Genomic DNA, 24,674 nt, shown 5'->3' with positions numbered 1-24,674 from the left:
GCCCGTGTGGACTACGGCCACAGCCTCGGCATGGATGCCGAGCCGAATACTGGAGGTTATTCCCGTGAGCGCGACCGCGGACCCCGCGGACAAGTCCAACCCGGCGACCCGTCTCGGCTTCGAAGAAGGCCAGATCATCCAGGAGCTGGGGTACGACGAAGACACTGACCAGGACCTCCGCGAGGGCATCGAGGAGCTCACCGGTACGGATCTCGTCGACGAGGACTACGACGACGTCGCCGACGCCGTCCTGCTGTGGCACCGCGACGACGACGGGGACCTCACCGACGCCCTCGTCGACGCGCTGGAGTACCTCGCTGAGGGCGGCCTGATCTGGCTGATGACGCCCAAGACCGGGCGGGACGGCCACATCGAGGCCTCCGAGATCAACGACGCGGCCAAGACCGCGGGCCTCTCCCAGACCAGCTCGATCAACATCGTCAAGGACTGGGCGGCCACCCGGCTCGCCACCAAGTCCACGGCGAAGGGCGGCAAGCGCTGAGCGGGCTCTGAAGCCCCGCGCCGGGCCCCGCCGGAGGAACCCCTCCGGCGGGGCCCGGCGCATTCCCCGGCGCCGCACCCCCTGGGGTGGCGTTCCCTGGCGCCGCCTCCCCGACGCACCCGGACGGCCCCGCCGCCCCGTTCGCGCACGGCGAACGGACCGGGGCCGCGACCGGCCGCCTCATCCGTTCGGTCGAACCGCCGTAAACGAATGCGAGGATGTGGCCTGCCGCGCCCGCCGCGCGGCGCGGTCGCGTCAGAAAGGTCCCGTCCATGGCCATCGAGGTCGACACCCCGGCTCCGGACTTCCAGCTCAACAACCAGCACGGGGAGACCGTCCGGCTCTCCGACTTCCGCGGCCGCAAGAACGTCGTCCTGGTCTTCTACCCGTTCGCCTTCACCGGCGTCTGCACCGGCGAGCTGGGCGCGATCCAGCGGGAGCTGGCGGGCCTGCAGAACGACACCGTGCAGGTGCTCGGCGTCTCCTGCGACTCGCAGTTCTCCCAGCGGGTCTTCGCCGACCGGGAGGGGCTGGAGTTCCCGCTCCTGGCCGACTTCTGGCCGCACGGCGAGGTCACCCGCGCGTACGGCGTCCTCGACGAGGAGCGGGGCTGCCCGCTGCGCGGCACCTTCGTGATCGACACCGAGGGCACGGTGCGCTGGAGCGTCGTCAACGGCCTCCCGGACGCCCGGGACGAGCAGGAGTACCTGAAGGTCCTCGCGGCGCTCTGAGGCCCCCGCCCAGCGCCCCGACGGCGCCGCGCTCGCTCCCGCGGCACCCGCCGGCCGGGTGTCGTCGGGCCGTGTCCGGCCTGATCAGGGGTGCGGACGGGAACCCCGTACTACGCTCGGGCCGTTGGCGGGGTGGGGTGCGGGAGCCGATGAGCCTCCCGACGCCCCGGACCGCACCACCGGGGGCACCACTGGACGTGCCTCCCGATTCTTGGAGGACTAGTGGGAGTCAGCCTCAGCAAGGGCGGCAACGTCTCGCTCACCAAGGAGGCACCGGGCCTCACGGCCGTGGTCGTCGGCCTGGGCTGGGACGTCAGGACCACCACCGGTGCGGACTTCGACCTGGACGCCAGCGCCCTGCTGTGCAACGCCCAGGGCAAGGTCGCCTCGGACGGCAACTTCGTGTTCTTCAACAACCTGAAGAGCCCGGACGGCTCGGTCGAGCACACCGGTGACAACCTGACCGGCGAGGGGGAGGGCGACGACGAGGCGATCAAGGTCAACCTGGCCGGCGTGCCGGTGGACGTGGAGAAGATCGTCTTCCCGGTCTCGATCTACGACGCCGAGACCCGCGGCCAGAACTTCGGCCAGGTGCGCAACGCGTTCATCCGCGTGGTGAACCAGGCCGACAACTCGGAGCTGGCCCGCTACGACCTCTCCGAGGACGCCTCCACCGAGACCGCGATGGTCTTCGGCGAGCTGTACCGCAACGGCAGCGAGTGGAAGTTCCGTGCCATCGGCCAGGGCTACGCCTCCGGCCTGCGCGGCATCGCGCAGGACTTCGGGGTCAACGTCTGAGCCTTCGGGCACACCCTGCGGCGCGGGTCCCGCGCCGTTCCGCCGGGGCGGCCCCGGACCTCCGCGGTCCGGGGCCGCCCCGGTTCCGTCCGCCCCGGTGCCGCGGTGGTCCGTCGCGCTGCGAGGATGGGAGTTCAGGAAGTTCAGCCGACCGGAGCCGGTCGGCCGGGGCCGCGGGGGATTACACCTGGAAGGCGCCCCGGGAGAAGCAAGGGAGGAAGAACGTCATGGTGGTCACGCTCGCCAAGGGTGGCAACGTCTCGCTCACCAAGGCCGCGCCGAACCTGACGCAGGTTCAGATCGGCCTCGGCTGGTCCGCCCGTTCGACCACGGGCGCCCCGTTCGACCTCGACGCGAGCGCCCTGATCTGTGGTGGCGGGCGGGTGCTCGGCGACGAGTACTTCGTCTTCTACAACAACCTCAAGAGCCCCGAGGGCTCGGTGGAGCACCAGGGCGACAACCTCACCGGCGGCGACGACACGGGTGACGACGAGGTGGTCCTGGTCAACCTGGACCTCGTCCCGGCCCAGGCCGACAAGGTGATCTTCGCGGTCTCGATCTACGAGGCCGAGGCGCGGCTCCAGAACTTCGGTCAGGTGCGCAACGCCTACATCCGGGTCGTCAACTCGGTCGACGGCCAGGAGATCGCCCGCTACGACCTGTCCGAGGACGCGTCCAGCGAGACTGCGATGATCTTCGGCGAGCTGTACCGCTACGCGGGCGAGTGGAAGTTCCGCGCGGTGGGCCAGGGGTACGCCTCCGGCCTGCGCGGCATCGCGCTCGACTTCGGCGTGAACGTACAGTAAGGGCGAAAATCGGACTTATCTCACCCGACCCGATCATGAGAACAAAGGGCAGTGCGGGGGTGACCTGACCGGGCCCGGCCCGGTCAGGGCGTCTCGGGACGAGGCCGCCCCCGGCACGGCCAGAACCCGAAAGGTAGCCAACTCCCGTGTTCCTCCGCACATTCGGCTGGTCGTTCGCGATCACCGCCATCGGCCTGGTCGCGGCCGGACTGCTCTGGGGAGCCCAAGGCTTCGGCATCGTGCTGATCCTCTCCATCCTGGAGATCTCCCTGTCGTTCGACAACGCGGTGGTCAACGCCACGGTGTTGAAGCGGATGAACCCGTACTGGCAGAAGATCTTCCTGACCGTCGGTGTCCTCATCGCGGTCTTCGGCATGCGCCTGGTCTTCCCGCTGCTGGTCGTCGGCCTCACCGCGAAGCTCAGCCCCGCGACGGTCATCGACCTCGCGCTGCACTCCGACAAGACCCACGAGGGCCTCACCTACGCCCAGTACCTGGAGGCGGCCAACCCGGCCATCGCGGCCTTCGGTGGCGTCTTCCTGCTGATGATCTTCCTCGACTTCATCTTCGAGGAGAAGGACTACAACTGGCTGGCCTGGATCGAGCGGCCGCTGGAGAAGGTCGGCAAGCTGGAGGCCTTCTCCAGCGTCGTCGCCCTGGTCGCCCTGCTGCTGGCCTCCAACTTCTTCGCCGAGGAGCACGCGGAGACCGTCCTGCTCGCCGGCGTCCTCGGCCTGGTCACCTACCTCGCCGTCAACGGCCTCTCCTCGATCTTCGAGTCGGGCCTGGAGGCCGAGGAGGAGCGCGAGGAGGCGGCGGAGAAGGCCGGCAAGTCGATCGTCCAGGTCGGCGGCAAGGCGGCGTTCTTCCTCTTCCTCTACCTGGAGGTCCTGGACGCCTCGTTCTCCTTCGACGGCGTGGTCGGCGCGTTCGCCATCTCCAGCGACATCTTCCAGATCACCCTGGGCCTCGGCATCGGCGCGATGTACATCCGCTCGCTGACCGTCTTCCTGGTCCGCAAGGGCACCCTGGACGACTACGTCTACCTGGAGCACGGCGCGCACTACGCGATCGGTGCGCTGGCGGCGATCCTGCTGGTCGGGATCAAGTACCACATCCCGGAGATCGTCACCGGCCTGATCGGCGTCGCCTTCATCGGGCTGGCACTCGGCTCGTCGATCCTGCGCAACCGGCGCGAGGGCGCGGACGAGGAACCGGAACTGGTCGGCAGCGGCAACAAGTAACCGCCGTCCGACGACCGGCACGCGAAACGGCCGCCTCCGGGGTTTCCCGGGGGCGGCCGTTCGTCGTGTGTCCCCGGTCGTTCCTGGGGGGTGCGGGGCCCGTCAGCCGAGCTGCTGCTCGATCGCGCGCAGCTTGCGCTCCAGCGAGTCCAGCTTCGGCATCGACAGGGTGTCGTCGTCGGCCGTCAGGTCGACGGTCGAGCCGCTGCGGGACGACCCGGTGCCCGAGACCGAGGAGGACGTGTAGGAGGAGGACGCGTACGAGGAGGACGTGTACGAGGAGCCGACGGCGGCGCGCGGCCGTCGGCCGGAGTCCAGGGTGGCCGGCTCGAGCGGGTCGGTGGACTGCTTCGAGGCCGAGTACGAGGAGGCCGAGGTCGAGGTGGTGGCGTCGGTTCCCGCGGCTAGGGCAGGCTCCGTAGCGCTCGGGCCGTCTCCGGCAGCCGTGAGGGCGGGAACCTGGCGGCCGCCGCGGGCCCGGGCGAGCATGCCGGTCTGGCGGGAGATGGCCTTCAGCTCGGCCCGCTCACGGCGGTCGGCGGTACGGGCGCGGGCCTTGGCGTCCAGCTTCGCCTGGCGCTCCTCGCGCACCTCGTCGACCGCCTCGTCCAGGCTGCGGACGTTCTCCAGCAGCATCAGCGACCAGGCCGCGTAGGTCTCGCGCGGGGCGCGCAGCCAGCGGACGATGCGGATCTGCGGCAGCGGGCGCGGCACCAGGCCCTGCTCGCGCAGCGCGGCCTTGCGGGTCTGCTTCAGCGCCCGGTCGAACAGGATCGCCGCCGAGATCGACATGCCGGAGAAGAACTGCGGGGCACCGTCGTGCGACACGCCGCGCGGGGCGTGCACCCAGTTGAACCAGGCCGAGGCGATCGCGAACACCCAGACCAGCAGGCGGGAGCCGAGCGCGGCGTCACCGTGGCTGGCCTCGCGGACGGCGAGCACCGAGCAGAACATCGCGGCGCCGTCCAGGCCGAACGGGACGAGGTACTCCCAGCCGCCGGACAGACCCAGGTTCTCCTTGCCGAAGCCGACCAGGCCGTGGAAGGACAGCGCGGCGGCGACACCGGCACAGCAGAAGAGCAGCGTGTACGAGGAGATGCCGTAGATCATCTCCTTGCGACGGCGGCGCTCCTCGCTGCGCTCCCAGGAGTCGCCGGACTCGTCCTTCTTCGAGTTCTTGAAGCGCAGCGTCGCCACCAGGACGGCGACGAACAGCAGGGCTGCGCCGCCGACGACGGTCCAGACCAGCTGTATGGAGGTCAGGTTCATTGCGGGTCGGGCCTCGGGTTTCCGCAGGGGACAGGATCACAGTGCGACACAGGCGGTCAGGACCCGCCGTGCGGGCACTGCCTGACGGTTCGTTCGTCGCCGCACGGCATGCCCGCCACGCCCGCGCAGGGGCGGACGGGACACCTGTGCGGCTAGACGATATCGCGTCCGAAGGGGCGGCATGTTACGGGAGGGCGGCTTCTGCGGGCCAATCGACCCGCCGGTCGGGCCCGGTTGGGTAGGGGAGGGGGTGAACGGGGTATCCGACGGCCGGGCCGATGCCCGATCATTGGTCGGCGGGCCGTCAGAACGCCTGACGGGAGCAGGGGGAGAGGACTGCATGGTCTCGATCTGGGAGTACCTGCGCGGGGACAAGAGCTACACCTTCGACAACCCCGGTGGTCAGCACAAGGTCATACTCACCAAGTCGGCCCCGCAGCACGCGATCACCGGGTCGGCCGCCACCACCGGCTACCTCTACGTCAACCTGCACTGGACGATGAGCTCCGGGGGCGCCGCCCGGACGAGCCCGCGGGAGTCCGTCAGGCGGTTCTTCAGCCCGCGGATCCTGCGGCCGCAGGATCCGGACTCGCCGCAGAACGCCGAGCCGACCAACGTCGACCTCGACCTGGCCTGCATGTACGAGCTCTCCGACGGGAGCACGGGCGTGGTGCAGCCGCTCGGCGGGCTCTTCGGCGACCTCCAGAACGCGCCGTACATCAAGCTCAGCGGCGACGACCAGTACGGGGCGCCGTCCGGCGAGACGATGTACGTCAACCTGGAGAAGAAGGACAAGTTCAAGCGGCTGCTGATCTTCGTCTACATCTACGACGGCACGCCGGCCTTCGAGCAGTCGAACGCGGTGGTCACGATCGTGCCGCAGACCGGGCCGCGGATCGAGATCAAGCTGGACGAGCGGGCCCGGGCGGCGCGTTCCTGCGCGGTGGTGCTGATCGAGAACGCGGGGGACAACCAGCTGAGGGTGCGCCGCGAGGTGCGGTACGTCAACGGGTTCCAGGCGGACATCGACCGGCTGTACGGGTTCGGGATGCAGTGGCAGCGCGGGTACAAGAGCGACTGAGCGGTTGAGCGGCTGAGTGACTGAGCCGTTGAGTGCGGTTGGGCGACCGATGGCGATCGGTGGTCCTGTGGCGGGCGGGGCCGGGGTCGTCGGCGGGGCCGGGTTCGGCGGGCGGCCCCGCCGGGGGCGTCAGCGGGGCTGGAACTGCGGGCCCTGCGGGGGCAGCGCGAACTCCTCGCCGGTGGGTGCCGGGGGCTGGGCCGCCGGCGGCTGCGGCGGGACGGGCGGCTGCTGGCCGGTGCCGGGCTGCGGGTAGCCGTAGCCGGCGGGGCCCTGCTGCTGCGGGACGGGCTGGTGCTGGGGGGCGGGCTGGTTCGGCTGGACGGGCTGGTTCGGTTGGGGGTAGCCGTAACCGCCGGGCTGCGGGTAGCCGTAGCCGCCGGCGGGCTGCTGCTGGTGGGGGTAGCCGTAGCCGGTGCCGGGCTGGGGGTAGCCGTAACCGTTGCCGGGCTGGCCGGGCTGGCCGGGCTGGCCGGGCTGGTGGGCCGGGGGCGCGGTGGGCGGCGGGGGCATGGTCGGCGGGGCCGCGGGCGGCGGCGGGGTCGCCGGTGCGGGCGCGGGGCCAGCGGCCGGTACGGTGGCCGGAGCTTGGGCGGGCGGTGCCTGCGGGACGGCCGGGGCCAGGGTGAAGGTGCCCGGCTCGGGGGTGGTCGAGCGCGGGTCCGGCATCGGGGTGCTGCGCGGGTCGAGCGTGCCGGCCGCGGTGGTGGTGGACCCGGGCGCCTGGGCCTGGGCCTGGTCGGCCTCCGCCTCGTCGTCCACGGTGATGCCGAAGTCGGTGGCGAGGCCGATCAGCCCGGAGGTGTAGCCCTGGCCGATCGCCCGGAACTTCCAGGCGCCGGAGCGGCGGTACAGCTCGCCCGCGACCAGGGCGGTGACGTTCTCGGCGTCGTCGATCTCGAACTCGGCGAGTGCGGGCGCGCCCTCGCCGGCCGTGGCGTCGAAGAGCAGCAGGCGCAGCCCCGGCACCGCACGGAACGGCCCGCCCTCGGAGGAGCCGGCCAGCACCACGCGCTCCACCCCGGCGGGCAGCTTGCCCAGTTCGACCTCGACCGTGTCGATGATCTCGGCGCCGCCGGAGGTCTGCTGCTTGGGCAGGTGGCGGACCAGGCCGGAGGGGTGGCGGGGCTGGTTGTAGAAGACGAAGTCGGCGTCCGAGCGGACCTTGCCGGTGGCGCCGAGCAGCAGCGCGGACGCGTCCACGTCCGGCGCACCGGGCGTGGCGCTCCAGCGCAGCACGGCGCGGACCGCCGCCGCCGGCAGTGCGATGTTGGCGCCCTTGGCCATCACGTGCGTCATAGCCGACCATCCTGCCTGTTCGCCACCCCTTCGGACAACGTGACCGGAGCAGTCCGTGCCGCGTCGGGCTTTGCCAAGACTTGCGCTTTCCGAGGTTTGCCGCCGTCGATTCCGAGGTTCATGGCCGCCACAACCGTGATCATCCATGATCGCCCAAGTGGACCGGGATGTTCCGGGAGTTCAGTGCCGGGGAACCGGGACCGGCCGGATCCCGTCCGTACGATGGGCGGTCGAAAGGTCCCCGGGGGGTCGGCACAGGGGCGTCCGGCGGAGGCGTGCCCGGGAACCATGGCACCCGGTCGGCCGGTTGACCAGGGTGTCGTCGGCAACGGGCCGCAGGCCGGTCCACTTCCTGGAGGAGAGCACCTTGCGCCATTTCGGCCACCTCGCCGAGGACGTACGCGGCCGGCTCTTCCTGGAGCAGCCGCGCCCGTTCAGCACGCGGAGCGGGCCGACGGTGCTCGCCACCGCCCTCGGCGGCACCCTCTACAGCCCGGCCACCAGGCCCGCGCTGGCCGCGGACATCCGCAAACTCGCTGGTCGGGGCGTGGTGTCGATGGTGCTCTGCCTGGAGGACGCGATCGCCGACCACGAGGTGGACGCGGGCGAGCGGAACCTGGTCGAGCAACTGAATGACCTGGTCAAGGATTTCACCGACTGTACACAGAGCCACCCCTTGCTCTTCATCAGGGTCCGTGCCGCCACCCAGATCCTCGACCTGGCCGAACGCCTCGGACCGGCCGTCGAACTGCTCAGCGGCTTCGTGCTGCCGAAGTTCACCCCGGCGAACGGCGGTGAGTACCTGGCGGCGCTGGCCGCCGCCGAGGCCGCGACCGGGCGGCGGCTGTTCGCCATGCCCGTCCTGGAGTCGCCCGAACTCGCCCACCTGGAGACCAGGCGGGAGCAGCTCTTCGGCATCGCCGAACTGCTCGCCGGCCACCGCGACCGGGTGCTCGCCGTCCGGCTCGGCGTCACCGACCTCTGCTCCGCGTACGGCCTGCGGCGCTCGCCCGACCTCACCGCGTACGACGTGGCACTGGTCGCGGCGGTGATCGGGGACGTGGTCAACGTGCTCGGCCGGGCGGACGGCACCGGGTACACCGTCACCGGGCCGGTCTGGGAGTACTTCCCGGTGCAGGAGCGGATGTTCAAGCCGCAGCTGCGCCGGACCCCGTTCGCCGGGGCCTCGCTCTCCGCCGCCTCCGGGGCGCTCCGGGCCTCCGGCGAGGAGGTCCGCCGGCGGATCATCGAACACGACCTGGACGGGCTGATCCGGGAGGTCGAACTCGACCGGGCCAACGGCCTGCTCGGCAAGACCTGCATCCACCCCAGCCACGTTCCGGCCGTGCACGCCCTCTCCGTGGTCACGCACGAGGAGTACTGCGACGCCCGCGACATCCTCCGGCAGGAGCAGGACGGCGGCGGGGTACTGCGCTCGGCGTACACCAACAAGATGAACGAGGCCCGGCCGCACCGGGCCTGGGCGGAGCGGGTGCTGCTGCGGGCGGAGGTGTTCGGGGTGGCCCGGGAGGACGTGAGCTTCGCGGAACTGCTGTCGGCTTGCCTGTGCGGCTGACCGTGCGGCCGGTTCCGGAGCGGCCGACTCCCGTATGGCTGACCCCTGTACGGCTGATGCCCGTACGGCTGGCTCCCGTACGGCTGGCTCCCGTACGGCTCTCGCTCCCGGGTGGCCGGTACCCGGGGGCCGACTGTTTCCGTGGCCGAGCCCGAGCCGTTCCCTCCGGTTCCCCCGGGGTGGATAGGACGGATCCGTGAGCGCGGATATGACCAACGCACCATCGCACCACCGAAGGCAGGACCAGTAGTGACAGCAACACCGCAGACGTGGACCGGCCGTTGGGTCGCCGACCGGGCCGGGATCGCGCTGACCGGCTCCGAGCACCTCCCCGAACTCGTCGGTCTGGCCCTCCGCTCGGGGAACCCCAAGCGCTCCCACCTGCTGGTCTCCACCGTGCTCGGCAAGCACGTGCCGCAGCGGCCCTCGGTGGTCCACGGCACCGGACTCGAACTCGGCCGCCGGGTCCGCGAACTGCTCGGCGCGCGGGCGGCCGGGCAGGCCGTCGTGCTCGGCTACGCGGAGACCGCCACCGGCCTCGGCCACAGCGTCGCCGACGGCCTGGACGCCCCCTACCTGCACTCCACCCGCCGCCCGGTGCCCGGCGTGGCCCCGGTCGGCGGCTTCGAGGAGGAGCACTCCCACGCCACCTCGCACCTGCTGCTCCCGGCCGACCCCGGGCTCCTCGCCGGGGACGGGCCGCTGGTGCTGGTGGATGACGAGTTCTCGACCGGGCAGACGGTGCTCAATACCATCCGTGCCCTCCACGCCCGCCACCCGCGCGGGCACTACGTGGTGGTCGCCCTGGTGGACCTGCGCTCCGCGGCCGACCGGCGGCGGCTCGACCTGACCGCCGCCGAACTCGGCGTCCGGCTGGACCTGGTGGCCACCGCGAGCGGCGGCGTCGAGCTGCCCGAGGACCTGCCGAGCCGGGCCGAGCGGCTGATCGCCGAGGCGGCGGGGGAGGCGGCGGGGGATCCGGGGGATCCGGGGGATCCGGGGGTTGCGGGTCCGGGGGTTGCGGGTCCAGGGGCCGGGCGCACGGCGGCCGGGCACCCGGAGGCGGCAGGCGTCGCGCCGCTGGCCCGGGTCGAGCTGGACTGGCCCGCCGGCCTCCCGGACGGCGGCCGGCACGGCTTCACCGCCCGCGACCGTGCCCGGCTGGACGCCGAACTGCCCCGGCTGGCCGGTCAGTTGGCCGAGGCCGTGCCCGCCGGGGCGCAGCGGGTACTGGTGCTCGGCTTCGAGGAGCTGATGTACGCGCCGCTGCGCCTGGCCGACGCCCTCGCCGAGCGGCTCGGCGGCGACCGCGTCCGGTTCTCCACCACCACCCGCTCGCCCGTCCTGGCGGTGGACGACCCCGGCTACGCCATCCGCACCCGGCTCGCCTTCCCCGCCCACGACGACCCGCAGGACGGCGGCTCGCCCGAGCGCTACGCGTACAACGTCGCCCCCGGCAGCGACCCGGCGAGGCGCTTCGACGCCGTGGTGCTGGTGGTCGACGACGTGGCCGACACCCCGGCGCTGCACGTGGGTGAGCGGGCGCTGCTCGGGCAGCTGCGGCGGGTGACCGACCAGGTGGTGCTCGCCGTGCTGCCCTCGCACCGGCCGGTGGCCGTGGCCGCCTCGGCGTCCGCGGGCGCCTCGCCGTCCGCGGCGCGGTCGGTGGCCGAGGCGCCGTCCGTGGCCGCGTCGCTGCCCGCGCCCGCCTCGCAGTCCGTGGCCGCGTCGCTGCCCGCGCCCCTGTACGGGCCGGCGTTCTCCTCGTACCCGGCCGAGGAGGTGGCCTGGCTGCTCAAGGACCTCTCCGGGGTCGCGCTCGAGGCGCCCACCGAGGAGCGCGAGGAGGCCGTCCAGAACGGCGGCGCGCACTACGCCGAGTCGTTGCCGGTCGAGTACCAGCCCAGCCCCGAGTACCAGGAGCTGTTCCACCAGGCGCTGCGCGACTCCGCCGGCCGGATCGCGCTCGCCGTCGGCACCGTCGCCGAGACGCTGCTGCGCGAGCGCGGCCCGGGGCTGGTGCTCGCCTCGCTGGCCCGGGCCGGCACGCCCGTCGGCATCCTGGTCCGCCGCTGGCTGGCCTTCGCGCACGGCCTGTCCGTGCCGCACTACACGGTCTCGATCGTGCGCGGCCGTGGCATGGACCCGGTCGCGCTGCGCTACCTGGCCAACCACCACCGCGCGGAGGACGTGGTGTTCGTGGACGGCTGGACCGGCAAGGGCGCGATCACCCGTGAACTCGCCGGCACACTGGCCGGCACCGGCTTCGACCCGGACCTCGCGGTGCTCGCCGATCCGGGCCGCTGCGTGCGGACGTACGGTACCCGGGACGACTTCCTGATTCCGTCCGCCTGCCTCAACTCCACCGTCTCCGGGCTGGTTTCGCGCACGGTGCTGCGGGCCGGGCTGATCGGGCCGGACGACTTCCACGGCGCCAAGCACTACGCCGAACTGGCCGGGAGCGACGTCTCGGCGGCCTTCCTGGACGCGGTGGCCGCCCGCTTCGGCGAGGTCCGCGCCGCGGCCGTCGCGGGCGCCGACCGGCTCGCTGACGACCCGCACCGGGCACCCGACTGGGCCGGCTGGGCCGCGGTCGAGCGGATCAGCGCCGAGTACGGCATCGGCAACGTCAACCTGGTCAAGCCCGGCGTCGGTGAGACCACCCGGGTCCTGCTGCGCCGCGTCCCCTGGCGGATCCTCGCCCGGCGCGGCGCAGGTGCGGACCTCGACCACGTCCGGCTGCTCGCCGCCCAGCGCGGCGTGGAGGTCGAGGAGGTGGACGGCCTGCCGTACACCTGCGTCGGCCTGATCCACCCCCGCTACAGCCGCGGGGCGACCGGGGGCGACGGGCACGCCGTGGCGTCGGTTCCGGGGGCGGTTCCCGGTGCGGGTTCGGGCGCGGTTCCAGGCGCGTTTTCCGGTTCGGGGTCGGGCTCGGGCTCGCTTTCGGATCCGGTTTCGATTTCGGTCCCGGGGAGGGATTCCTGATGGGTGTTCTGGTGGCCAGCGACCTCGACCGGACGCTGATCTACTCCGAGCGGGCCATGGCCCTGGCGGCCCCCGACCGGTCGGCGCCGCGGCTGCTCTGCGTCGAGGTGTACCAGGGGAGGCCGTTGTCCTTCATGACCGAGCGCGCCGCCGGACTGCTCACCGAACTCGCCCGCGAGGTCTGCTTCGTCCCGGCCACCACCCGGACGCCGGAGCAGTACGGGCGGGTCAACCTGCCGGGGCCGACGGCGGACTGGGTCCCCGCGTACGCGATCTGCGCCAACGGCGGGCAACTGCTGGTGGACGGCGTCCCGGACGGCGACTGGCGGGCCGAGATCACCGCGCGGATCGCCGCCGGATCGGCCCCGCTGGAGGAGGTCGTGCGGCGGCTCGCCCTGTGCGCCGACCCGGAGTGGACGCACAAGCGGCAGGTCGCCGACGAGCTGTTCGCCTACCTGGTGGTCGAGCGCGCCGCGCTGCCGGAGGGCTGGCTGGCGGAGCTGACCGGCTGGTGCGCCGAACGCGGCTGGACGGTCTCCCTGCAGGGCCGCAAGGTGTACGCGGTGCCCGCGCCGCTCACCAAGAGCGCCGCGCTGGCCGAGGTCGTCCGGCGCACCGGCGCGGACACCGTGCTGGCGGCCGGGGACTCGCTGCTCGACGCGGACCTGTTGCTCGCGGCGGACGCCGGCTGGCGCCCCGGGCACGGCGAGCTCGCGGACAGCGGCTGGACGGCCCCCGGCGTCACCGCCCTGACGGAGGTGGGGGTGACGGCGGGGGAGGAGATCGTCCGGCGGTTCCTGGCGGGGGCGTCGGCGCTGCCGGTCGGGGTCTGACCGGCTCGGAACGGCTTCCGGGTCAGCCGCAGCAGCCGCCGCCGCAGCAACCCCCGCCGCCCCCGCCCCCGGCGGCGGGGGCCGGCTGGGAACCGGCCGCGCCGGTGACGGCGACGGTGGACAGCAGCTTCACGGTGTCCTCGTGGCCCTGGGGGCAGACGGCGGGGTCGTTGGCCTGGGCCATCGGACGGCGGAGCTCGAAGGTGGCGCCGCAGGAGCGGCAGCGGAAGTCGTAGCGAGGCATACCGGCAGCGTACCCAGCGGGGCGCCCGCCGGTCGCCCGGTCGAGGTGGTTGGTGACAGACGCCCGGCCGCGCGTCACCGGTGGCCGCCGAGGTCCCCGCGGATCAGTTCGATCACCCGGGCCGCCGTGTCCCGCACCGCCGCGAGCTCGGTCAGGAAGTGCCAGTAGTCGGGGTGCCGGCCGGCCGCCTCCAGCGCGGCCACCGCGCGGTCCAGCCGGGCCACCGCCTCGTCCAGCGGGGCGGCGTGCCGCGGGTCCGGCGCGCTGCGCCCGGCCATCGCCAGCCGCTGGGCGTCCCGGATCGCGAAGCGGGCGCGCTCGATCTCCCGGTTGGGGTCGTGCTGCACCTCGTTCAGCTGCCGCAGCCGGTCGTTCACCGCGGACACCGAGCCGTCGGCGGTCTCCAGCAGCGCGCGGACCGTCCCGATCGCGGCAGTGGCGTCCGCCCAGCGCTGCTCGTCCCGGGCCCGGGCGGCCTCGGCGAGCTTGCGCTCGGCGGCGCGCCCGGTCTCCGCGACCTGCTCCGAGACCCGCTGGAGGTCCTGCCAGCAGGCGGTGCTGAACCGGCGGCGCAGCTCGCTCAGGGCGGGCTCGACCGTCTCGGCCTTGGTCTCCAGTGCCTGGATCCGGGTGCGCAGGCTCGCCACCCGCCGGTCGATCTCCCGCGCCCGCTCCGGCAGCTGCCCGGCGTCGGCGGCGATCGCCTCGGCGCGCTGCTTCACGTCGTCCGCGCGCCGAAGGGTGTCCGCGACCCCGTGCCGGGCCGGGCCCTCGTTCAGCCGGCCGAGCTCGGGCGCCAGCTCGGCCAGCCGGGCCGCCAGGTCGTCCGCCCGCAGGCCGGCGCCGCGCGCCTCGTCCAGCGCGGTGGTGGCCGCGAGCAGCGCGCGCTTGGCCTGCTCGACCGCCGGGGTGACCCGCATCAGCTGCTGCTCGGCGTGCTGGATGGTCGGCTGCAGGCGGCGCAGGAAGTCGTTCAGCTCCGCCCGGGCCGAGCCGAGCTGGCCCTTCACGTCCTCCAGGAGGCGCTTGGCCTGCGCGGCCGTGCCCGCGTCCAGGGTCTCGCTGTCCAGGTTGTGGGCGTCGAGCGCGGCGAGGTAGTTCACGGTGACCTGCTCGACCCGGCCGGAGATCGCCGCCAGATCGGCCAGCGCGTGCTGCGCCGTCCGGCCCTCCTCGGCCGCGCGGACCGTCTCCACCGCGAGCTGCACCTCGCGCTGGGTCTCCTCCAGCTCGTAGAACGCCTCCTGGGCAGCCGCCCGGGCCTCCCGGGCCTGCGCCCGTCCGCCCTCACCGCCGCCGCGCCGGCCCCACCAGCCGGTGCTCCCGGCCGAGGCCAGCCCGACCGCCCCCAGCGCACCCGCCAGCACCACCGGCAACACCAGTGCGTCGGCCAGCGCACTCCCCGCCCGACGCCGCCCCCGCCCGCTCCCGCCGGCCACCGTCACTGCGCGCTCCCTGCTCCGAACCGCTGATCCGGCCCCATTCTCCCCGATCCCCCCACCGGCCCGTCACCCCCTCCCACCCCGTGCACCCCACCGCGCCCCGCCCCCTCACCCGCTGCCCCACCAGACACCCGTCCCCCACCACCCCCCGGGACCAGGTACCCTAGGCACTCGTCGTGCGCCCGTCGGGCCACGACGGGGGGCGCGTAGCTCAGTGGTAGAGCGCTGCTCTTACAAAGCAGATGTCGGCGGTTCGAAACCGTCCGCGCCCACGCCTTGAACAGCTGAAACGCACACTGCGGCCCAGGTCAGGAGCATGATCCCGACCTGGGCCGCAGTCGTTGCTGCAATCTCGACACAGTCTCAGACAGTCTCGCTACAGTCTCGATACACGGCGACTCCTCCTAAATTCCCCCCAAACGATCATGGAGAACCCGCAGGTCAGACACCCCTGAACATGGAAGCGCCCCCAAGCTACCGAAGTAGCGCGGGGGCGCTTTCGTGCCGGGGAGGAGGGGGGTCGTCTGCCTGCCCCGGCCGCCGCCGTCCCCGCCATCTGGCGGTTACCCGGCGACCGTGAGGTCAGTAGGATTCCCTTGACCTCACGGTTCCCCCCTTGTAGCGCCCGTCACCATCGGGCACTCCGAGGGGGTGTTCAGGGGCCCGGCCGGGCGGAGAGCAGCCGCCGGCCGGGCCTAGGGTGATGCGCCTCAGCCGCCCCACGAAGAGTCGTTGACGGTCATGGCCGATGCCGACACGGTCGGGGTGGGCGTCGGGTCGGGGGCGATGATGCCACCCCAACTGGAGTCCGCGATGGCCGGCCGCGCGCCGCCCGATGCGGAACCTCCGACCAGAACCGCGCCAGCGATGAGAGCGGCTCCTGCCAGGACCGCAGCAGCGCGGCGGCCGATTCGGCGAGAGGGCATGGAACACCCCTTTCAGTGCTCGGGGAAATGCGCGTAGCTCGCGCACGACCAGTGTTCCAGGGGTAGTTGCCAGTTCAAGCGTCCCTGACCGGTAAGCAGATAAACTTCCCACAGTGGAAGTCTCACGCGGGGGTGAAAGTGGACACATCGGACGTCAGCTCCGGTCAAAACCTTCTCACTTGGGAAGCCAAGGAGCTCTACCGTGCACTTCTCGGTGGCCAAGCGGCGCCCCAGCCGGGCAACCCGCTCGATGAACTTCTGGCCCTACGGCTGGCGGCACCGGACCCGCACAGACCTGGCCACTACATCGCCCTCAACGCTGCAACCTCGGCGCTGCACTGGCAGACCCACCTGCAGAACCTTGGCAGTCGCTACTTGTCCCAGGCTGCCTCTGTGGCCCAGGAGATGAGTGACCTGGTTGGCGCCTACCAGCTGGCTCAGCCGGCCACTGGGGGCGCCATTGAGTACCTTGCAGGGCTGGACGTCATTCAGGACCGGCTCACGCCGCTGCTGGCCGCGTGTAAGAAGGAACTGTTCACGGCGCAACCGAATGGCCCCCGCCCTGCAGCTCAGATCGCCCTGAGCTACCAGCGGGATCTCGAGGTGCTGGCCCGCGGCGTGAAGATGAGGACGATCTACCACTACTCGGCTAGGAGTGACGAGCCCACGGCGCGCTGGGCCGAGACTGTCTCGCTGCACCATGCTGAGGTCAGGACGGTGACCCAGAGGTTCCCGCGGACCGTCATCATCGATCGGAAGGTGGCAGTGACGGCTGTCCTGACCCCCTGGGAAGGACAGGGGCCTCCGCCGAACGAGCGCGCCCTCCTCATCTCCGACGAAGCCGTGGTGCGGTGGCTGGCCGCGATGATGGACCTGCTCTGGGGTAGCGCGATGCCGTGGCGCGGTGGCGGATTTATCGAGATCACGCCCATGCAAAAGGCGATCCTTGAGGGCCTAGTCCGCGGCGAGGGCCTCGAGGTCATTGGCCGGGCTCTCGGTGTCAGCCGTCGTACGGTCTCGACGCACCTCGACCCCCTCCGTGAGGCGGTAGGGGTTGAGTCGTTGCCGCAGTTGACCTACTGGTACGGCCGGCACGAGGCGCACTACGCGGGGATCACTCCAGCGGGCGGATGACAGCGACGTACTCGCGCCGGTCCGCGACGACGGTCAGGCGGTACTCCCCGTCCGCCAGGATGAAGTCCCGGACTCGATTACCGTCCTCGAGAAACCAGAGGTAGGCGTCGCGTTGGGCCGGGTCGAGTGCCATTATGCGCAAGTTCCTGCACAGCTCGGTGATAGCCGATTGCAGGTCGGTGTGCTCGGTGCGGCGCCCCTCGATGGTGAGGGTATAGGCGGTGCTCAGCGTGTGCTCCCGGTTCAGGTCCCCCCGGTTGCATGTACCAATCATAGGCGAACGCAAAATCGAACAAGTGGGGACTTTGGTATGCAGACTTTGGATCTTGATCGGGCGAGCGTCAAGGGGTGCCGACCCCGCCCCAGCGACAACCAGACGCCCGCCAGCTGCGGGAACGTCGCGAGGTCGGCGACCGGATCCGGTTCCTGCGTCGCCAGCAGGGGATCAGTCAGGAGCGCCTTGGCCAGATAATCGGCCGCGACCGGCAGTCGATCAGCAACTACGAGATCGGTCGCACGCCACCCGGCCTCGACGACATCATCGCCATGGCCCGCGCGCTCGGCGTCGAGACGTGGAGGCTCTTCTACGGGTAGCCAGCCTGCGGGCCGTGGCGGACGGCGTCTGCCAGTCACCGGTGCGCGTCGGCCTGGTGCCGGCGCATCCGGACACGAACGTCGACCGCGGCTGAGCGGTCGAACCTTCGCTCAGCCTTGGCGTGGTCTGCGACCAGAGCGGCACACACGGAACAGCCGGCGTGAGGTGGCTGCAGAGCACGCCGAGGGAACAGGGCGGACACGGGGTCGAGGCGAGAACCGCTCACCGCTCCGCCTCCGGCTCCACCGAGTCGTCCTGCTGGGCGGCCAGGTGTTTCGTCCGTGTGCGGGCGTACATCTCCTTCAGGTCAGCGACGGCCACCTGCCACGCGTCACTCCGCGGGCTGAAGCGCCGGCCTTCGGCATCATCGTTGTCGTAGTCGTACATCAGGCCTCCTTGGTGCAGGTGGGGTGCGCGACGACGGCCCAGCCGAGCGGGGCGCCGGACGTTGCGGTGTACGCGTGGCCAGCTGGCGCCAGCGGCGGCTCACTCCGGCTGCACACGACGCAGGCCTCGCCTCGGCGCTGCTGGTCGGTGTAGTTGCCCGCTAGCGTCGTCTTGCCGAGCCAGAGTTGGCGTGCCAGCACGACCTGCTGCAGGTACTCCTCCACCTCGATCCGGCGGGCGGTCGGGCCGAGGTAGCGCTGCCCCATGAGGACGACAATGGTGCCGCCGCGGCGCGCGAAGTCGGCCCACCCCTCGTCAGCGCCGACCCGAAGGGCGCCCTCCATTTGCGGCAGGAGCACGAGTGCGTCCGGACCGGTGAGGACAAGGCGGATGCCGGGCGACGGCAGTGGCAGGTCCGGCGTGGCCAGGCCAGCACGCACGGCGATGGGTCGAAGCCCCGGGGCGTCGGCGCGCGCCGGGGTGATCAGCATGAAGCTGACCAGCCCGTCGGGCGTCGAGTCGATCCACGTCCAGGCCGCTAACGACAACGGTGGGCGTTCGGTGGCCGTCACCACGGTCCCCCTCCTCAAGGTGTGGGTCTACCATCACCACCAAGAGTCGACTCGTGATCACCCGACCGTAAGCGCCTGGGGGGTGGCACAGGGTGGCACTTCTGCGCGGGTGGCAGACGAGGGTAGGACGAGGACATGACGACGAAGACGCCGAACACCCAGCTCGCCGAGTGGCTGGACCGCGCAGGCCTGAGCAACGCCGAACTGGCCCGGCGCGTCAAATCCGCAGCTCAGCACGCCGGACATCAGCAGATCGCACCCGACGCAACTGCCGTACGGCGCTGGCGCCAGGGCAACCAGCCCCGCCGCCCGCTCCCGGGGATCATCGCCGACGTCATCTCGGATGCCCTCGGATATCGGGTCACATCGTACGAACTCGGGCTCGGGGAGAGTCCCGCCGAGGATCGCTCGCTCCTTTACTCCCGCAGCTACGAGGTTACGGTGGAAACCGTCTCTGACCTGGGGAGAGCAGACGTGGACCGCAGGAAGTTCTTGGCCGCCGCACCGTTCGCCGCCGTAGCCGCCACCGGCCCGAGCCGGGACTGGCTCCTCGCCACCCTCGACCAGCAGTCCGAACCCGGCCCCCGCGTCCGCCTCGAGGACGTCTCCGCGGTCAAGAACATGTTCGGCGAGTTCCAGAAGATCGACATCTTTCAGGGTGGCGGCTCGGGCAGGCTGATCCTCGCTGCCTACATGAACATCCACGTCTACCCGCTCCTCCGCCGGCCGCAGGACGACGACGTCCGCCGGGCCCTGTGTGAAGCCGCGGCCGAGCAGACCTACCTCCTCGGGTGGATGGCCTACGACAACGGCGAGCACGGCACAGCTCAGCGCTACCTCATCCAGTCCCTCCGTCTCGCCCAGGAGTCCGCGAACGTCCCACTCGGGGCACATGTCCTGGCGGGCATGGCCGACCAGGCCACTCTCCTCGGACACCCCGAGGAAGGCCTGCGGCTCGCCCAATCCGGCCGGCACGGCCTCCGCGGCGCCTCCGCCGCCGCCCTCGCCGACCTGTGGGCGCTCGAAGGCCGGGCGCTCGCCGCCATGGGCGACAAGGCTGGCGCCACCCACGCCGTCACCCAGTCCGAGGCCGCCGCCGAACATATCCACCCCGACTCCGAGCAGGAGTGGGCGCTCTTCATTGACCCGGCCTACCTGCACGGCGAGCACGCCATGACCCTGCGGGACATCGGCGACCACGCCGGAGCGGCCGAGCACGCCAAGCGGTCCATCGACCACGCGCGCCAGCAGAACCGGGCCCGCCGCGGCGCCCTGTCCCAGGCCGCGCTCGCGTCCACCCATCTCCAGCGCCGCGACCTTGAGCAGGCCCACGCCGCCGGCCTGCGAACGCTCTCCCTCGCGGGAAAGGTCAAGTCCTCCCGTGCCGTCGAGGCTGTGGCCGACTTGCAGAAGCGCATGGAGCCGTTCGGGAAGCACCGCCTGGTCGCCGACTTCACCGAGCGAGCGCGCGCCCTGACCGCCGCCTGACCGGCGTCGTCCGATGCCAGTCGTACGATGGCGACATGGCCGACGTTGAGATCCCCGCTGACCTGCTGCCCCTCCACACCGCCGCACTGGCAGCGGAGCGGGCGATGACCACGGCGCGGCTCGAGGGCGGGGACGTCGACGCGGCGCGCGAGACCTACCTGGCCGCCGCCACGGCTCTCCACGCCCACCCGTTCTGGGAGGAACGGCGCCAGGCTGGTCAGCACCAGGGCTTCTGGCAGGCCAGCCTGGATGCCGCGAAGAAGGCCCTCGACGGCACCCAGTAACCACCCACGTTGAACGTCGTTGTCCAGGGTATGACTTCTGCCGAAACGCCCGCCTGCCCGCGCTGCGATGGACCCCTGGCCCAGTTCGACGGCGATGTCGGGGCGCTTTCCCGTGCCGCCCCCTTGCAGCGGATCACTATCTGCGGCGCGTGCGGGGCAGACGAGTCCGTCCGGGAAGTCCGTGGGCTTCCGCGGGTGCCGCCGGAGGACTGGCCGGTGCCGCTGGAGTCGATCACGGTCTGGCCGACCGGCGCCAACACGCCCTGAACACGACGAAGCCCCCGCCCTCCCGAAGGAGAGCGGGGGCGTTGTGCTGCCCGCGAGCGCAGTTGGTCACAGGTCGGCCAAGCGCACCCGCGCGAAGTGGCCGAGCCGGTACGGTCCCCTCGCCACAACCACCACGTCCCAGGGGGGACCATGCGCCGCACCACCCTCGCCCTCCTCACCGCCGGCCTCCTCACCGCCACCGCCGCCTGCTCCAGCAGCACCACGGACAGGCCAGCCGCCCCAACCCCGACCCTCACGGCCGCAGCCCAGACGGGCGGAGCCACCCAGCCAGCACAGTCCAGCGCAGCCGACGCCTCTGCCGTCCTTGCGAAGCTCACCGCCACCGTGAAAACGGCCAAGGTCGGCGTGACGGTAACCGCCGAAACCGACCCAAACCACCTCCTCGGTCGTCCCGGCCAGTACACCTCGAAGACCACGTTCACGGACTCGCGGGTTAAAGAGGCCGACGTCCAGGGCGAGGACGCCCACTCGGTGGCCCGTGGCGGAGCAGTAGAGGTCTTCGCCAGCGCGGCCGACGCCGAGCGGCGCGCCAACTACATCCAGGGGATCGTGAAGTCGATGCCCGCGGCGATGGAGTACGACTTCGTCCAGGGCAGCGTGCTCGTCCGCGTCTCCAAGCTGCTGACGCCGGCGCAGGCTGACAGCTACAAGGCGGCCATCGGCGCCTGACCAGCGAGTCCTACCTGCCGACAAGCCCCTGCCCTCCTCCGGGAGGGCAGGGCATTTCCGTTTCAGTTAAGCCGGTTGGGTGAATCCGCTTGAACTATGCCTCACCGTGAGGCAGAGTTGGGGGTGTCGAGAGGAGAGCCCGATGACCACCCTCACCACCACCAACGCCGCCACCCAGGCCGGAGTCACGGTCAACACCATCCGCACCTGGTGCCGCACCGGTGCCGTCGTCGCCGTCAAGAAGGCCGGGCGCTGGTCCATTGACGCCGCCTCCCTCGCCTACCGCATCAAGCTCCCCGCCCTCCTGCGCCGAACCCTCAAGCCGATCACCCTCACCGCCGAGATGATCGTCGCCCTCGGCGGCCGCCGCTGGCAGAAGAACGGCATGGACCGCGTCTACCTGAACAACTGGAGCGAGTTCACCGGCCTCGACGTCTCCTACTACGGCACCGGCAACATCTCCTCCGCCACCTGGCACGGCGAGCACATCTCCAACTCCCAGGCCCGCCTCATCCTCGGCTCCCTCACCAAGGTCTGGTTCGACTCCGCCGACGGCAAACTCCACGGCCACTTCGGCCACGCCGACTCCCGGGTCGCCGACCGAAACGCGGTATGGACGGCCGCCGCCGCCGGCATCCGTGCTGCGGCCACCGCTCTCTGAACAGCCCGAAAGGACAAACCATGGCCACGACCACCAGCTACGGCACCTGGCTCAACCACACCAAGCACAGCCTTGAACCCGAATCCGTCATCCTCGACTACATCAACGGCGGAGGCAGCGACTGGTGCAGCAGGGTCGAGGACAGCGGCGCCTTTGACCGCATGTCCAGCGACTACCGCGACGCCGTCCAGGCCGCCCTGCCCGAGGGCGTCTGGCTCACCGGTGAGGAGTTCATCGGCCCGGCTTACGAGAAGGACCACAGCTGGGACGGCGACCTCGACATCAGCGAGATCATCGACAGCATCGACGTCGGCCCGATCGTCGAACGCTGGGACCCCGACGCCGAGTGGACCATCGAGGACGTCACCGACCGCATCGGCGCCAGCAGCACCGGATCCGCCCGCAAGACCCTCTCCAGGTGGGGAGTCGAAGCCACCAGCCGACAGCCCGGCCGCGCCGGCCAGTCCGTTTTCCACGCCGGGGACGTCATCGCCGCCATGAACAACCGCCCCGGCCGCGGCGCCCGCACCGACCTGCAGGGCAGCGCTGAGTGAACGAGCCGTGCAAGGCAACTATGAAGTCCTGCGGGACCCCGACTGGGTGGCGCAAGGGCGGCCGTTGCCCGCGTTGCCGGGCCGCTCACAACGAGGACACCGCGCAACGACGCCGGGCCCGCAACGCGCCCGACCCTGCCATCATCGCCAAGTACGCTGCTGAGATCGAAGCCGGGGCTGACCCGACAGACGCTGCCCGTGACCTGGGAATCAACGCCCGACAGGCACAGGCCTTGGCCAAAGACCATCCCTCAGTTGCCGAGGCACTCGCCCGATGGGAGCCTTCAAGCAGGCTGCCGGAATCCCCCGCGTCCAGGCAAGCTGACTATCTGAGGGCACTGATCGAGCAGGATGGATCGGTTGCCGCAGCCTTGAAGTCAGCTTCCGTTGGCAATAGCACACTCGCCAGGTGGCGCAGTGACAGCAGTTTCTCTGCTGCCGAAGAGGCTCTCCGGAAGTGGATTCTTCATCGGCCAGTGGTTCCTCGAAGAGGATACGCACCCCGAGCCTCCGAGCCCCAATATGAGCGATTCCTGGAGCTTTTGCAGGATGCCAGCGTCAGCATCAAGTCCGCAGCTGAGCAGGTGGGCCTGCGTAGTAGCGGCATCCGCTACAAGGCGTCCCGGGACGCAATTTTCAAGGCGCGGCTGGAAGCGCTCAGGCCGATTGGCCGCGGAGGGAGGCGGCAACGGCCCACCCTGCAGGCGGATCCGTGAAAGACCAAGCAGTGTGCTACCAGCCGTAAGCTGCCCGTTTGCTGAACGACGAAGCGCCCCGCCCGGCACATGGCCGAGCGGGGCGCGGTGGTTCAGCGGGAGACGAGCGGGGCGACACCAGCAATCAGGCCCGCGATGCCGGTCAGGGCACCCACCGCCGGCAGCGGCCACCGGCCCCGCTTGAGAGCTTCCACCTCGGCCCGGAGCTGGGCGACATCAGCCTCGACCTGGGTGGTCCTGGTCAGCGCCACGTCGAGCCGGCCGTTCAGGGTGGCGAAGCCCGTCTCCATCGTGCCGCGGATCTGTTCCAGCTTGACGGCTACCTCCACCCCGACAGTGACCGACTCGGCCTCCGGACTCACTCGCGGCTCCGAGGCAGCAGGCCAGCCGTCGTCGGGTCACCCACGAACGTGCTGATCGCCCCCTTCAGGACCGTCAGCGCGGCCGGCAGCGCCGCCACCGCCGCCGCCTTCAGCGCGGACAGCGACGTCAGATCGAACTGGTCTGCCAGCAGCAGACCCAGGAACGCCACCGCGTACGTCGCGACGGTCCGCTCGACCAGGTCGAGGATGAACTTCCGCATGCTCAGGACTCCTTCGTGGTGGTGAGGTGCACGGTGATGCCGCTGATCGCCTGCTCGATCCTGGCCACCAGGGCGTCCGCGTCGACCTGGCCGCCGGCCGCGAGGGCCTCCGCCAGCGTCTTCACCGTGGCGGTCAGCGCCGTGATCCGGGCGTCGGCGGCCTTGCTGCCGTTGAGCACCTCCCCGATCGTTGGCACGTAGCCGCCGTCCAGCGCGGCGTACCCGGGCATCCGGGTCGCCAGAAGTGCCTCCGGCAGCCGGTCAATTGCAGCCAGCGCCTCCTCGGCCTTGGCGGTGGCGTAGGCAGCGCCGTTCAGGGCGTCGGCGACGGTCGGCGTGAAGCCGGAGGCGGTGGTGTACTGCGACCCGAGGCGGGCCGCGAGCATCTGCTCGGGGGTCATGTCGTCCTCCTGGACGGTCGATGCCGGTGCCGGGTCAGCCCCGGTCCAGCGGTACGAGGTCTGGGCGCGGCCACCGCGCGGGTCGGCCGGGTCGGCGGTCGGCGGGCAGGCGCCGTCCGGGAAGCGGGGCGCGAAGTAGCCGACGATCCGGCTCGACCGCCGCGGCGTCGCGTGCGACCAGACCCCGTTGCCCTGGCCGGCGTCCGTGCTCCCGGCCTGAACGGAGTTGCCGCCCTTGGTGTAGATGTTCACGCTGTCGAAGCCGACGACGAGCTCGGTGTGCGATCCCCCGCCGAAGTTCACCCACGCGCCGATCGACGGGTACTGGCTGAACTGGCCCCGCGCCTGGGCCCAGGCGGTGAACGCGCCGACGTTGTTGACCCGCGGCACAATCCCGGCGAGGCCCACGTCGTCGTACATGCACCAGTCCCAGATCACGCACCAGGGAACACCGTTCTCGCCGAAGCGGCGCCCCCACTGGGTGTCGTTGTCGTAGCCCTCGCTGGACCAGCCCTCGTAGATGCCCTCGGGTATCGACTGGACGTGGTCGAGCAGACGTTTCCACTGTGGGGTCACGCGGCCCCCTTCTCGTAGTTGTGATGG

General features: G+C 71.4%; 26 protein-coding genes and 1 tRNA gene. 17 read left to right on the top strand and 10 right to left on the bottom strand.

Features of this window, described 5'->3' with window-relative positions:
• Positions 1-64 precede the first annotated feature (64 nt).
• From ACWDBE_RS05910 to ACWDBE_RS05890, 5 genes are all read left to right on the top strand, one after another.
• On the top strand, positions 65-502 hold the full coding sequence (locus ACWDBE_RS05910) for a DUF3052 domain-containing protein (RefSeq protein ID WP_402409620.1): 438 nt from the start codon (positions 65-67) through the stop codon (positions 500-502).
• 272 nt (positions 503-774) lie between these two features.
• Positions 775-1,233 carry a peroxiredoxin gene (locus ACWDBE_RS05905; RefSeq protein ID WP_449789164.1) on the top strand — a complete coding sequence of 153 codons (459 nt, stop codon included), beginning with the start codon at positions 775-777 and terminating at the stop codon, positions 1,231-1,233.
• A 222-nt stretch (positions 1,234-1,455) separates the two neighbouring features.
• A complete protein-coding gene (locus ACWDBE_RS05900) occupies positions 1,456-2,031 on the top strand; it encodes a TerD family protein (RefSeq protein WP_392869701.1) in 576 nt (191 codons plus the stop codon).
• Between the two features lie 227 nt (positions 2,032-2,258).
• The gene (locus ACWDBE_RS05895; RefSeq protein WP_403059902.1) at positions 2,259-2,837 is read left to right on the top strand and encodes a TerD family protein; all 579 of its coding nucleotides are present in this window, start codon (positions 2,259-2,261) and stop codon (positions 2,835-2,837) included.
• A gap of 146 nt (positions 2,838-2,983) precedes the next feature.
• Positions 2,984-4,081: a DUF475 domain-containing protein gene (locus tag ACWDBE_RS05890; RefSeq protein ID WP_449789165.1), complete on the top strand. Its 1,098-nt coding sequence runs from the start codon at positions 2,984-2,986 to the stop codon at positions 4,079-4,081.
• Between the two features lie 102 nt (positions 4,082-4,183).
• Here the strand turns inward: ACWDBE_RS05890 and ACWDBE_RS05885 are convergent, their stop codons facing one another.
• Complete coding sequence (locus ACWDBE_RS05885; protein WP_449789166.1) at positions 4,184-5,350, bottom strand: DUF2637 domain-containing protein; 1,167 nt, start codon at positions 5,348-5,350, stop codon at positions 4,184-4,186.
• Positions 5,351-5,690: 340 nt separating this feature from the next.
• On the opposite strand from ACWDBE_RS05885, the gene ACWDBE_RS05880 reads away from it, so the two are divergent.
• The gene (locus ACWDBE_RS05880; protein WP_449789167.1) at positions 5,691-6,431 is read left to right on the top strand and encodes a Tellurium resistance; all 741 of its coding nucleotides are present in this window, start codon (positions 5,691-5,693) and stop codon (positions 6,429-6,431) included.
• A 129-nt stretch (positions 6,432-6,560) separates the two neighbouring features.
• Here the strand turns inward: ACWDBE_RS05880 and ACWDBE_RS05875 are convergent, their stop codons facing one another.
• Positions 6,561-7,730 (bottom strand): TerD family protein, encoded by a 1,170-nt coding sequence (locus ACWDBE_RS05875; RefSeq protein WP_449807360.1) that lies wholly within the window; start codon positions 7,728-7,730, stop codon positions 6,561-6,563.
• A 367-nt stretch (positions 7,731-8,097) separates the two neighbouring features.
• On the opposite strand from ACWDBE_RS05875, the gene ACWDBE_RS05870 reads away from it, so the two are divergent.
• From ACWDBE_RS05870 to ACWDBE_RS05860, 3 genes are all read left to right on the top strand, one after another.
• On the top strand, positions 8,098-9,306 hold the full coding sequence (locus tag ACWDBE_RS05870; RefSeq protein WP_449807359.1) for an HpcH/HpaI aldolase/citrate lyase family protein: 1,209 nt from the start codon (positions 8,098-8,100) through the stop codon (positions 9,304-9,306).
• Between the two features lie 249 nt (positions 9,307-9,555).
• Positions 9,556-12,294, top strand: a complete 2,739-nt coding sequence (locus ACWDBE_RS05865) for a phosphoribosyltransferase (protein WP_449807358.1) — start codon at positions 9,556-9,558, stop codon at positions 12,292-12,294.
• On the top strand, positions 12,294-13,127 hold the full coding sequence (locus tag ACWDBE_RS05860; protein ID WP_449789171.1) for an HAD family hydrolase: 834 nt from the start codon (positions 12,294-12,296) through the stop codon (positions 13,125-13,127). Before ACWDBE_RS05865 ends, ACWDBE_RS05860 begins: the two co-directional genes overlap by 1 nt.
• 22 nt (positions 13,128-13,149) lie before the next feature.
• Here ACWDBE_RS05860 and ACWDBE_RS05855 read toward each other — a convergent pair whose 3' ends face one another.
• Together ACWDBE_RS05855 and ACWDBE_RS05850 are read right to left on the bottom strand one after the other, a co-directional pair.
• Positions 13,150-13,371, bottom strand: coding sequence for an FmdB family zinc ribbon protein (locus ACWDBE_RS05855; RefSeq protein ID WP_449807357.1), 222 nt, complete (start codon positions 13,369-13,371; stop codon positions 13,150-13,152).
• Between the two features lie 74 nt (positions 13,372-13,445).
• On the bottom strand, positions 13,446-14,816 hold the full coding sequence (locus ACWDBE_RS05850; RefSeq protein WP_449789173.1) for a hypothetical protein: 1,371 nt from the start codon (positions 14,814-14,816) through the stop codon (positions 13,446-13,448).
• A 197-nt stretch (positions 14,817-15,013) separates the two neighbouring features.
• Here ACWDBE_RS05850 and ACWDBE_RS05845 point away from each other — a divergent pair.
• Together ACWDBE_RS05845 and ACWDBE_RS05840 are read left to right on the top strand one after the other, a co-directional pair.
• Positions 15,014-15,085: transfer RNA gene (locus ACWDBE_RS05845), tRNA-Val, on the top strand.
• Positions 15,086-15,877: 792 nt separating this feature from the next.
• Complete coding sequence (locus tag ACWDBE_RS05840) at positions 15,878-16,873, top strand: LuxR C-terminal-related transcriptional regulator (RefSeq protein ID WP_449807356.1); 996 nt, start codon at positions 15,878-15,880, stop codon at positions 16,871-16,873.
• On the opposite strand, the gene ACWDBE_RS05835 is transcribed toward ACWDBE_RS05840, so the two are convergent.
• Positions 16,854-17,147 (bottom strand): hypothetical protein, encoded by a 294-nt coding sequence (locus tag ACWDBE_RS05835; protein ID WP_449807355.1) that lies wholly within the window; start codon positions 17,145-17,147, stop codon positions 16,854-16,856. The two genes, ACWDBE_RS05840 and ACWDBE_RS05835, sit on opposite strands and share 20 nt — an antisense overlap.
• Before the next feature lie 74 nt (positions 17,148-17,221).
• Between ACWDBE_RS05835 and ACWDBE_RS05830 the strand changes: the two genes are divergently transcribed.
• On the top strand, positions 17,222-17,467 hold the full coding sequence (locus ACWDBE_RS05830; RefSeq protein WP_449807354.1) for a helix-turn-helix domain-containing protein: 246 nt from the start codon (positions 17,222-17,224) through the stop codon (positions 17,465-17,467).
• 223 nt (positions 17,468-17,690) lie between these two features.
• Here ACWDBE_RS05830 and ACWDBE_RS05825 read toward each other — a convergent pair whose 3' ends face one another.
• Both ACWDBE_RS05825 and ACWDBE_RS05820 read right to left on the bottom strand, forming a co-directional pair.
• Entirely contained in the window at positions 17,691-17,855 is a 165-nt protein-coding gene (locus tag ACWDBE_RS05825) for a hypothetical protein (RefSeq protein ID WP_449807353.1), read from the bottom strand.
• Entirely contained in the window at positions 17,855-18,430 is a 576-nt protein-coding gene (locus tag ACWDBE_RS05820) for a hypothetical protein (RefSeq protein WP_449807352.1), read from the bottom strand. Before ACWDBE_RS05820 ends, ACWDBE_RS05825 begins: the two co-directional genes overlap by 1 nt.
• A 132-nt stretch (positions 18,431-18,562) precedes the next feature.
• Here ACWDBE_RS05820 and ACWDBE_RS05815 point away from each other — a divergent pair, with 132 nt between their 5' ends.
• The 5 genes from ACWDBE_RS05815 (at position 18,563) to ACWDBE_RS05795 (ending at position 22,371) form a co-directional block, all read left to right on the top strand.
• The gene (locus tag ACWDBE_RS05815; protein WP_449807351.1) at positions 18,563-19,915 is read left to right on the top strand and encodes a transcriptional regulator; all 1,353 of its coding nucleotides are present in this window, start codon (positions 18,563-18,565) and stop codon (positions 19,913-19,915) included.
• Between the two features lie 35 nt (positions 19,916-19,950).
• Positions 19,951-20,199, top strand: coding sequence for a hypothetical protein (locus tag ACWDBE_RS05810; RefSeq protein WP_449807350.1), 249 nt, complete (start codon positions 19,951-19,953; stop codon positions 20,197-20,199).
• Positions 20,200-20,616: 417 nt separating this feature from the next.
• Entirely contained in the window at positions 20,617-21,156 is a 540-nt protein-coding gene (locus ACWDBE_RS05805) for a hypothetical protein (RefSeq protein WP_449807349.1), read from the top strand.
• A gap of 142 nt (positions 21,157-21,298) precedes the next feature.
• A complete protein-coding gene (locus ACWDBE_RS05800) occupies positions 21,299-21,817 on the top strand; it encodes a hypothetical protein (protein WP_449807348.1) in 519 nt (172 codons plus the stop codon).
• Positions 21,818-21,837: 20 nt separating this feature from the next.
• On the top strand, positions 21,838-22,371 hold the full coding sequence (locus tag ACWDBE_RS05795) for a hypothetical protein (protein ID WP_449807347.1): 534 nt from the start codon (positions 21,838-21,840) through the stop codon (positions 22,369-22,371).
• Positions 22,372-23,179: 808 nt separating this feature from the next.
• Here the strand turns inward: ACWDBE_RS05795 and ACWDBE_RS05790 are convergent.
• The 3 genes from ACWDBE_RS05790 to ACWDBE_RS05780 are packed head-to-tail and all read right to left on the bottom strand — an operon-like array spanning position 23,180 to position 24,647.
• Positions 23,180-23,449: a hypothetical protein gene (locus tag ACWDBE_RS05790; protein ID WP_449807346.1), complete on the bottom strand. Its 270-nt coding sequence runs from the start codon at positions 23,447-23,449 to the stop codon at positions 23,180-23,182.
• Positions 23,446-23,670, bottom strand: coding sequence for a holin (locus ACWDBE_RS05785; RefSeq protein WP_449807345.1), 225 nt, complete (start codon positions 23,668-23,670; stop codon positions 23,446-23,448). The genes ACWDBE_RS05790 and ACWDBE_RS05785 overlap by 4 nt, the downstream gene beginning before the upstream one ends.
• A 2-nt stretch (positions 23,671-23,672) precedes the next feature.
• Complete coding sequence (locus ACWDBE_RS05780; protein ID WP_449807344.1) at positions 23,673-24,647, bottom strand: hypothetical protein; 975 nt, start codon at positions 24,645-24,647, stop codon at positions 23,673-23,675.
• Positions 24,648-24,674: the final 27 nt, after the last annotated feature.

Source organism: Kitasatospora sp. NPDC001132 (assembly GCF_053598415.1).
This window is presented reverse-complemented; position numbering and strand designations above follow the sequence as displayed.

Bases quoted from the DNA above. Each gene is read 5' to 3' on its own strand.
- ACWDBE_RS05875 (WP_449807360.1), bottom strand. From the start codon at position 7,730: ATGACGCACGTGATGGCCAAGGGCGCCAACATCGCACTGCCGGCGGCG.
- ACWDBE_RS05825 (WP_449807353.1), bottom strand. From the start codon at position 17,855: ATGTACGACTACGACAACGATGATGCCGAAGGCCGGCGCTTCAGCCCG.
- ACWDBE_RS05815 (WP_449807351.1), top strand. From the start codon at position 18,563: ATGACGACGAAGACGCCGAACACCCAGCTCGCCGAGTGGCTGGACCGC.
- ACWDBE_RS05795 (WP_449807347.1), top strand. From the start codon at position 21,838: ATGGCCACGACCACCAGCTACGGCACCTGGCTCAACCACACCAAGCAC.
- ACWDBE_RS05785 (WP_449807345.1), bottom strand. From the start codon at position 23,670: ATGCGGAAGTTCATCCTCGACCTGGTCGAGCGGACCGTCGCGACGTAC.
- ACWDBE_RS05905 (WP_449789164.1), top strand. From the start codon at position 775: ATGGCCATCGAGGTCGACACCCCGGCTCCGGACTTCCAGCTCAACAAC.
- ACWDBE_RS05860 (WP_449789171.1), top strand. From the start codon at position 12,294: ATGGGTGTTCTGGTGGCCAGCGACCTCGACCGGACGCTGATCTACTCC.
- ACWDBE_RS05855 (WP_449807357.1), bottom strand. From the start codon at position 13,371: ATGCCTCGCTACGACTTCCGCTGCCGCTCCTGCGGCGCCACCTTCGAG.
- ACWDBE_RS05810 (WP_449807350.1), top strand. From the start codon at position 19,951: ATGGCCGACGTTGAGATCCCCGCTGACCTGCTGCCCCTCCACACCGCC.
- ACWDBE_RS05885 (WP_449789166.1), bottom strand. From the start codon at position 5,350: ATGAACCTGACCTCCATACAGCTGGTCTGGACCGTCGTCGGCGGCGCA.
- ACWDBE_RS05880 (WP_449789167.1), top strand. From the start codon at position 5,691: ATGGTCTCGATCTGGGAGTACCTGCGCGGGGACAAGAGCTACACCTTC.
- ACWDBE_RS05800 (WP_449807348.1), top strand. From the start codon at position 21,299: ATGACCACCCTCACCACCACCAACGCCGCCACCCAGGCCGGAGTCACG.
- ACWDBE_RS05835 (WP_449807355.1), bottom strand. From the start codon at position 17,147: ATGATTGGTACATGCAACCGGGGGGACCTGAACCGGGAGCACACGCTG.
- ACWDBE_RS05805 (WP_449807349.1), top strand. From the start codon at position 20,617: ATGCGCCGCACCACCCTCGCCCTCCTCACCGCCGGCCTCCTCACCGCC.
- ACWDBE_RS05895 (WP_403059902.1), top strand. From the start codon at position 2,259: ATGGTGGTCACGCTCGCCAAGGGTGGCAACGTCTCGCTCACCAAGGCC.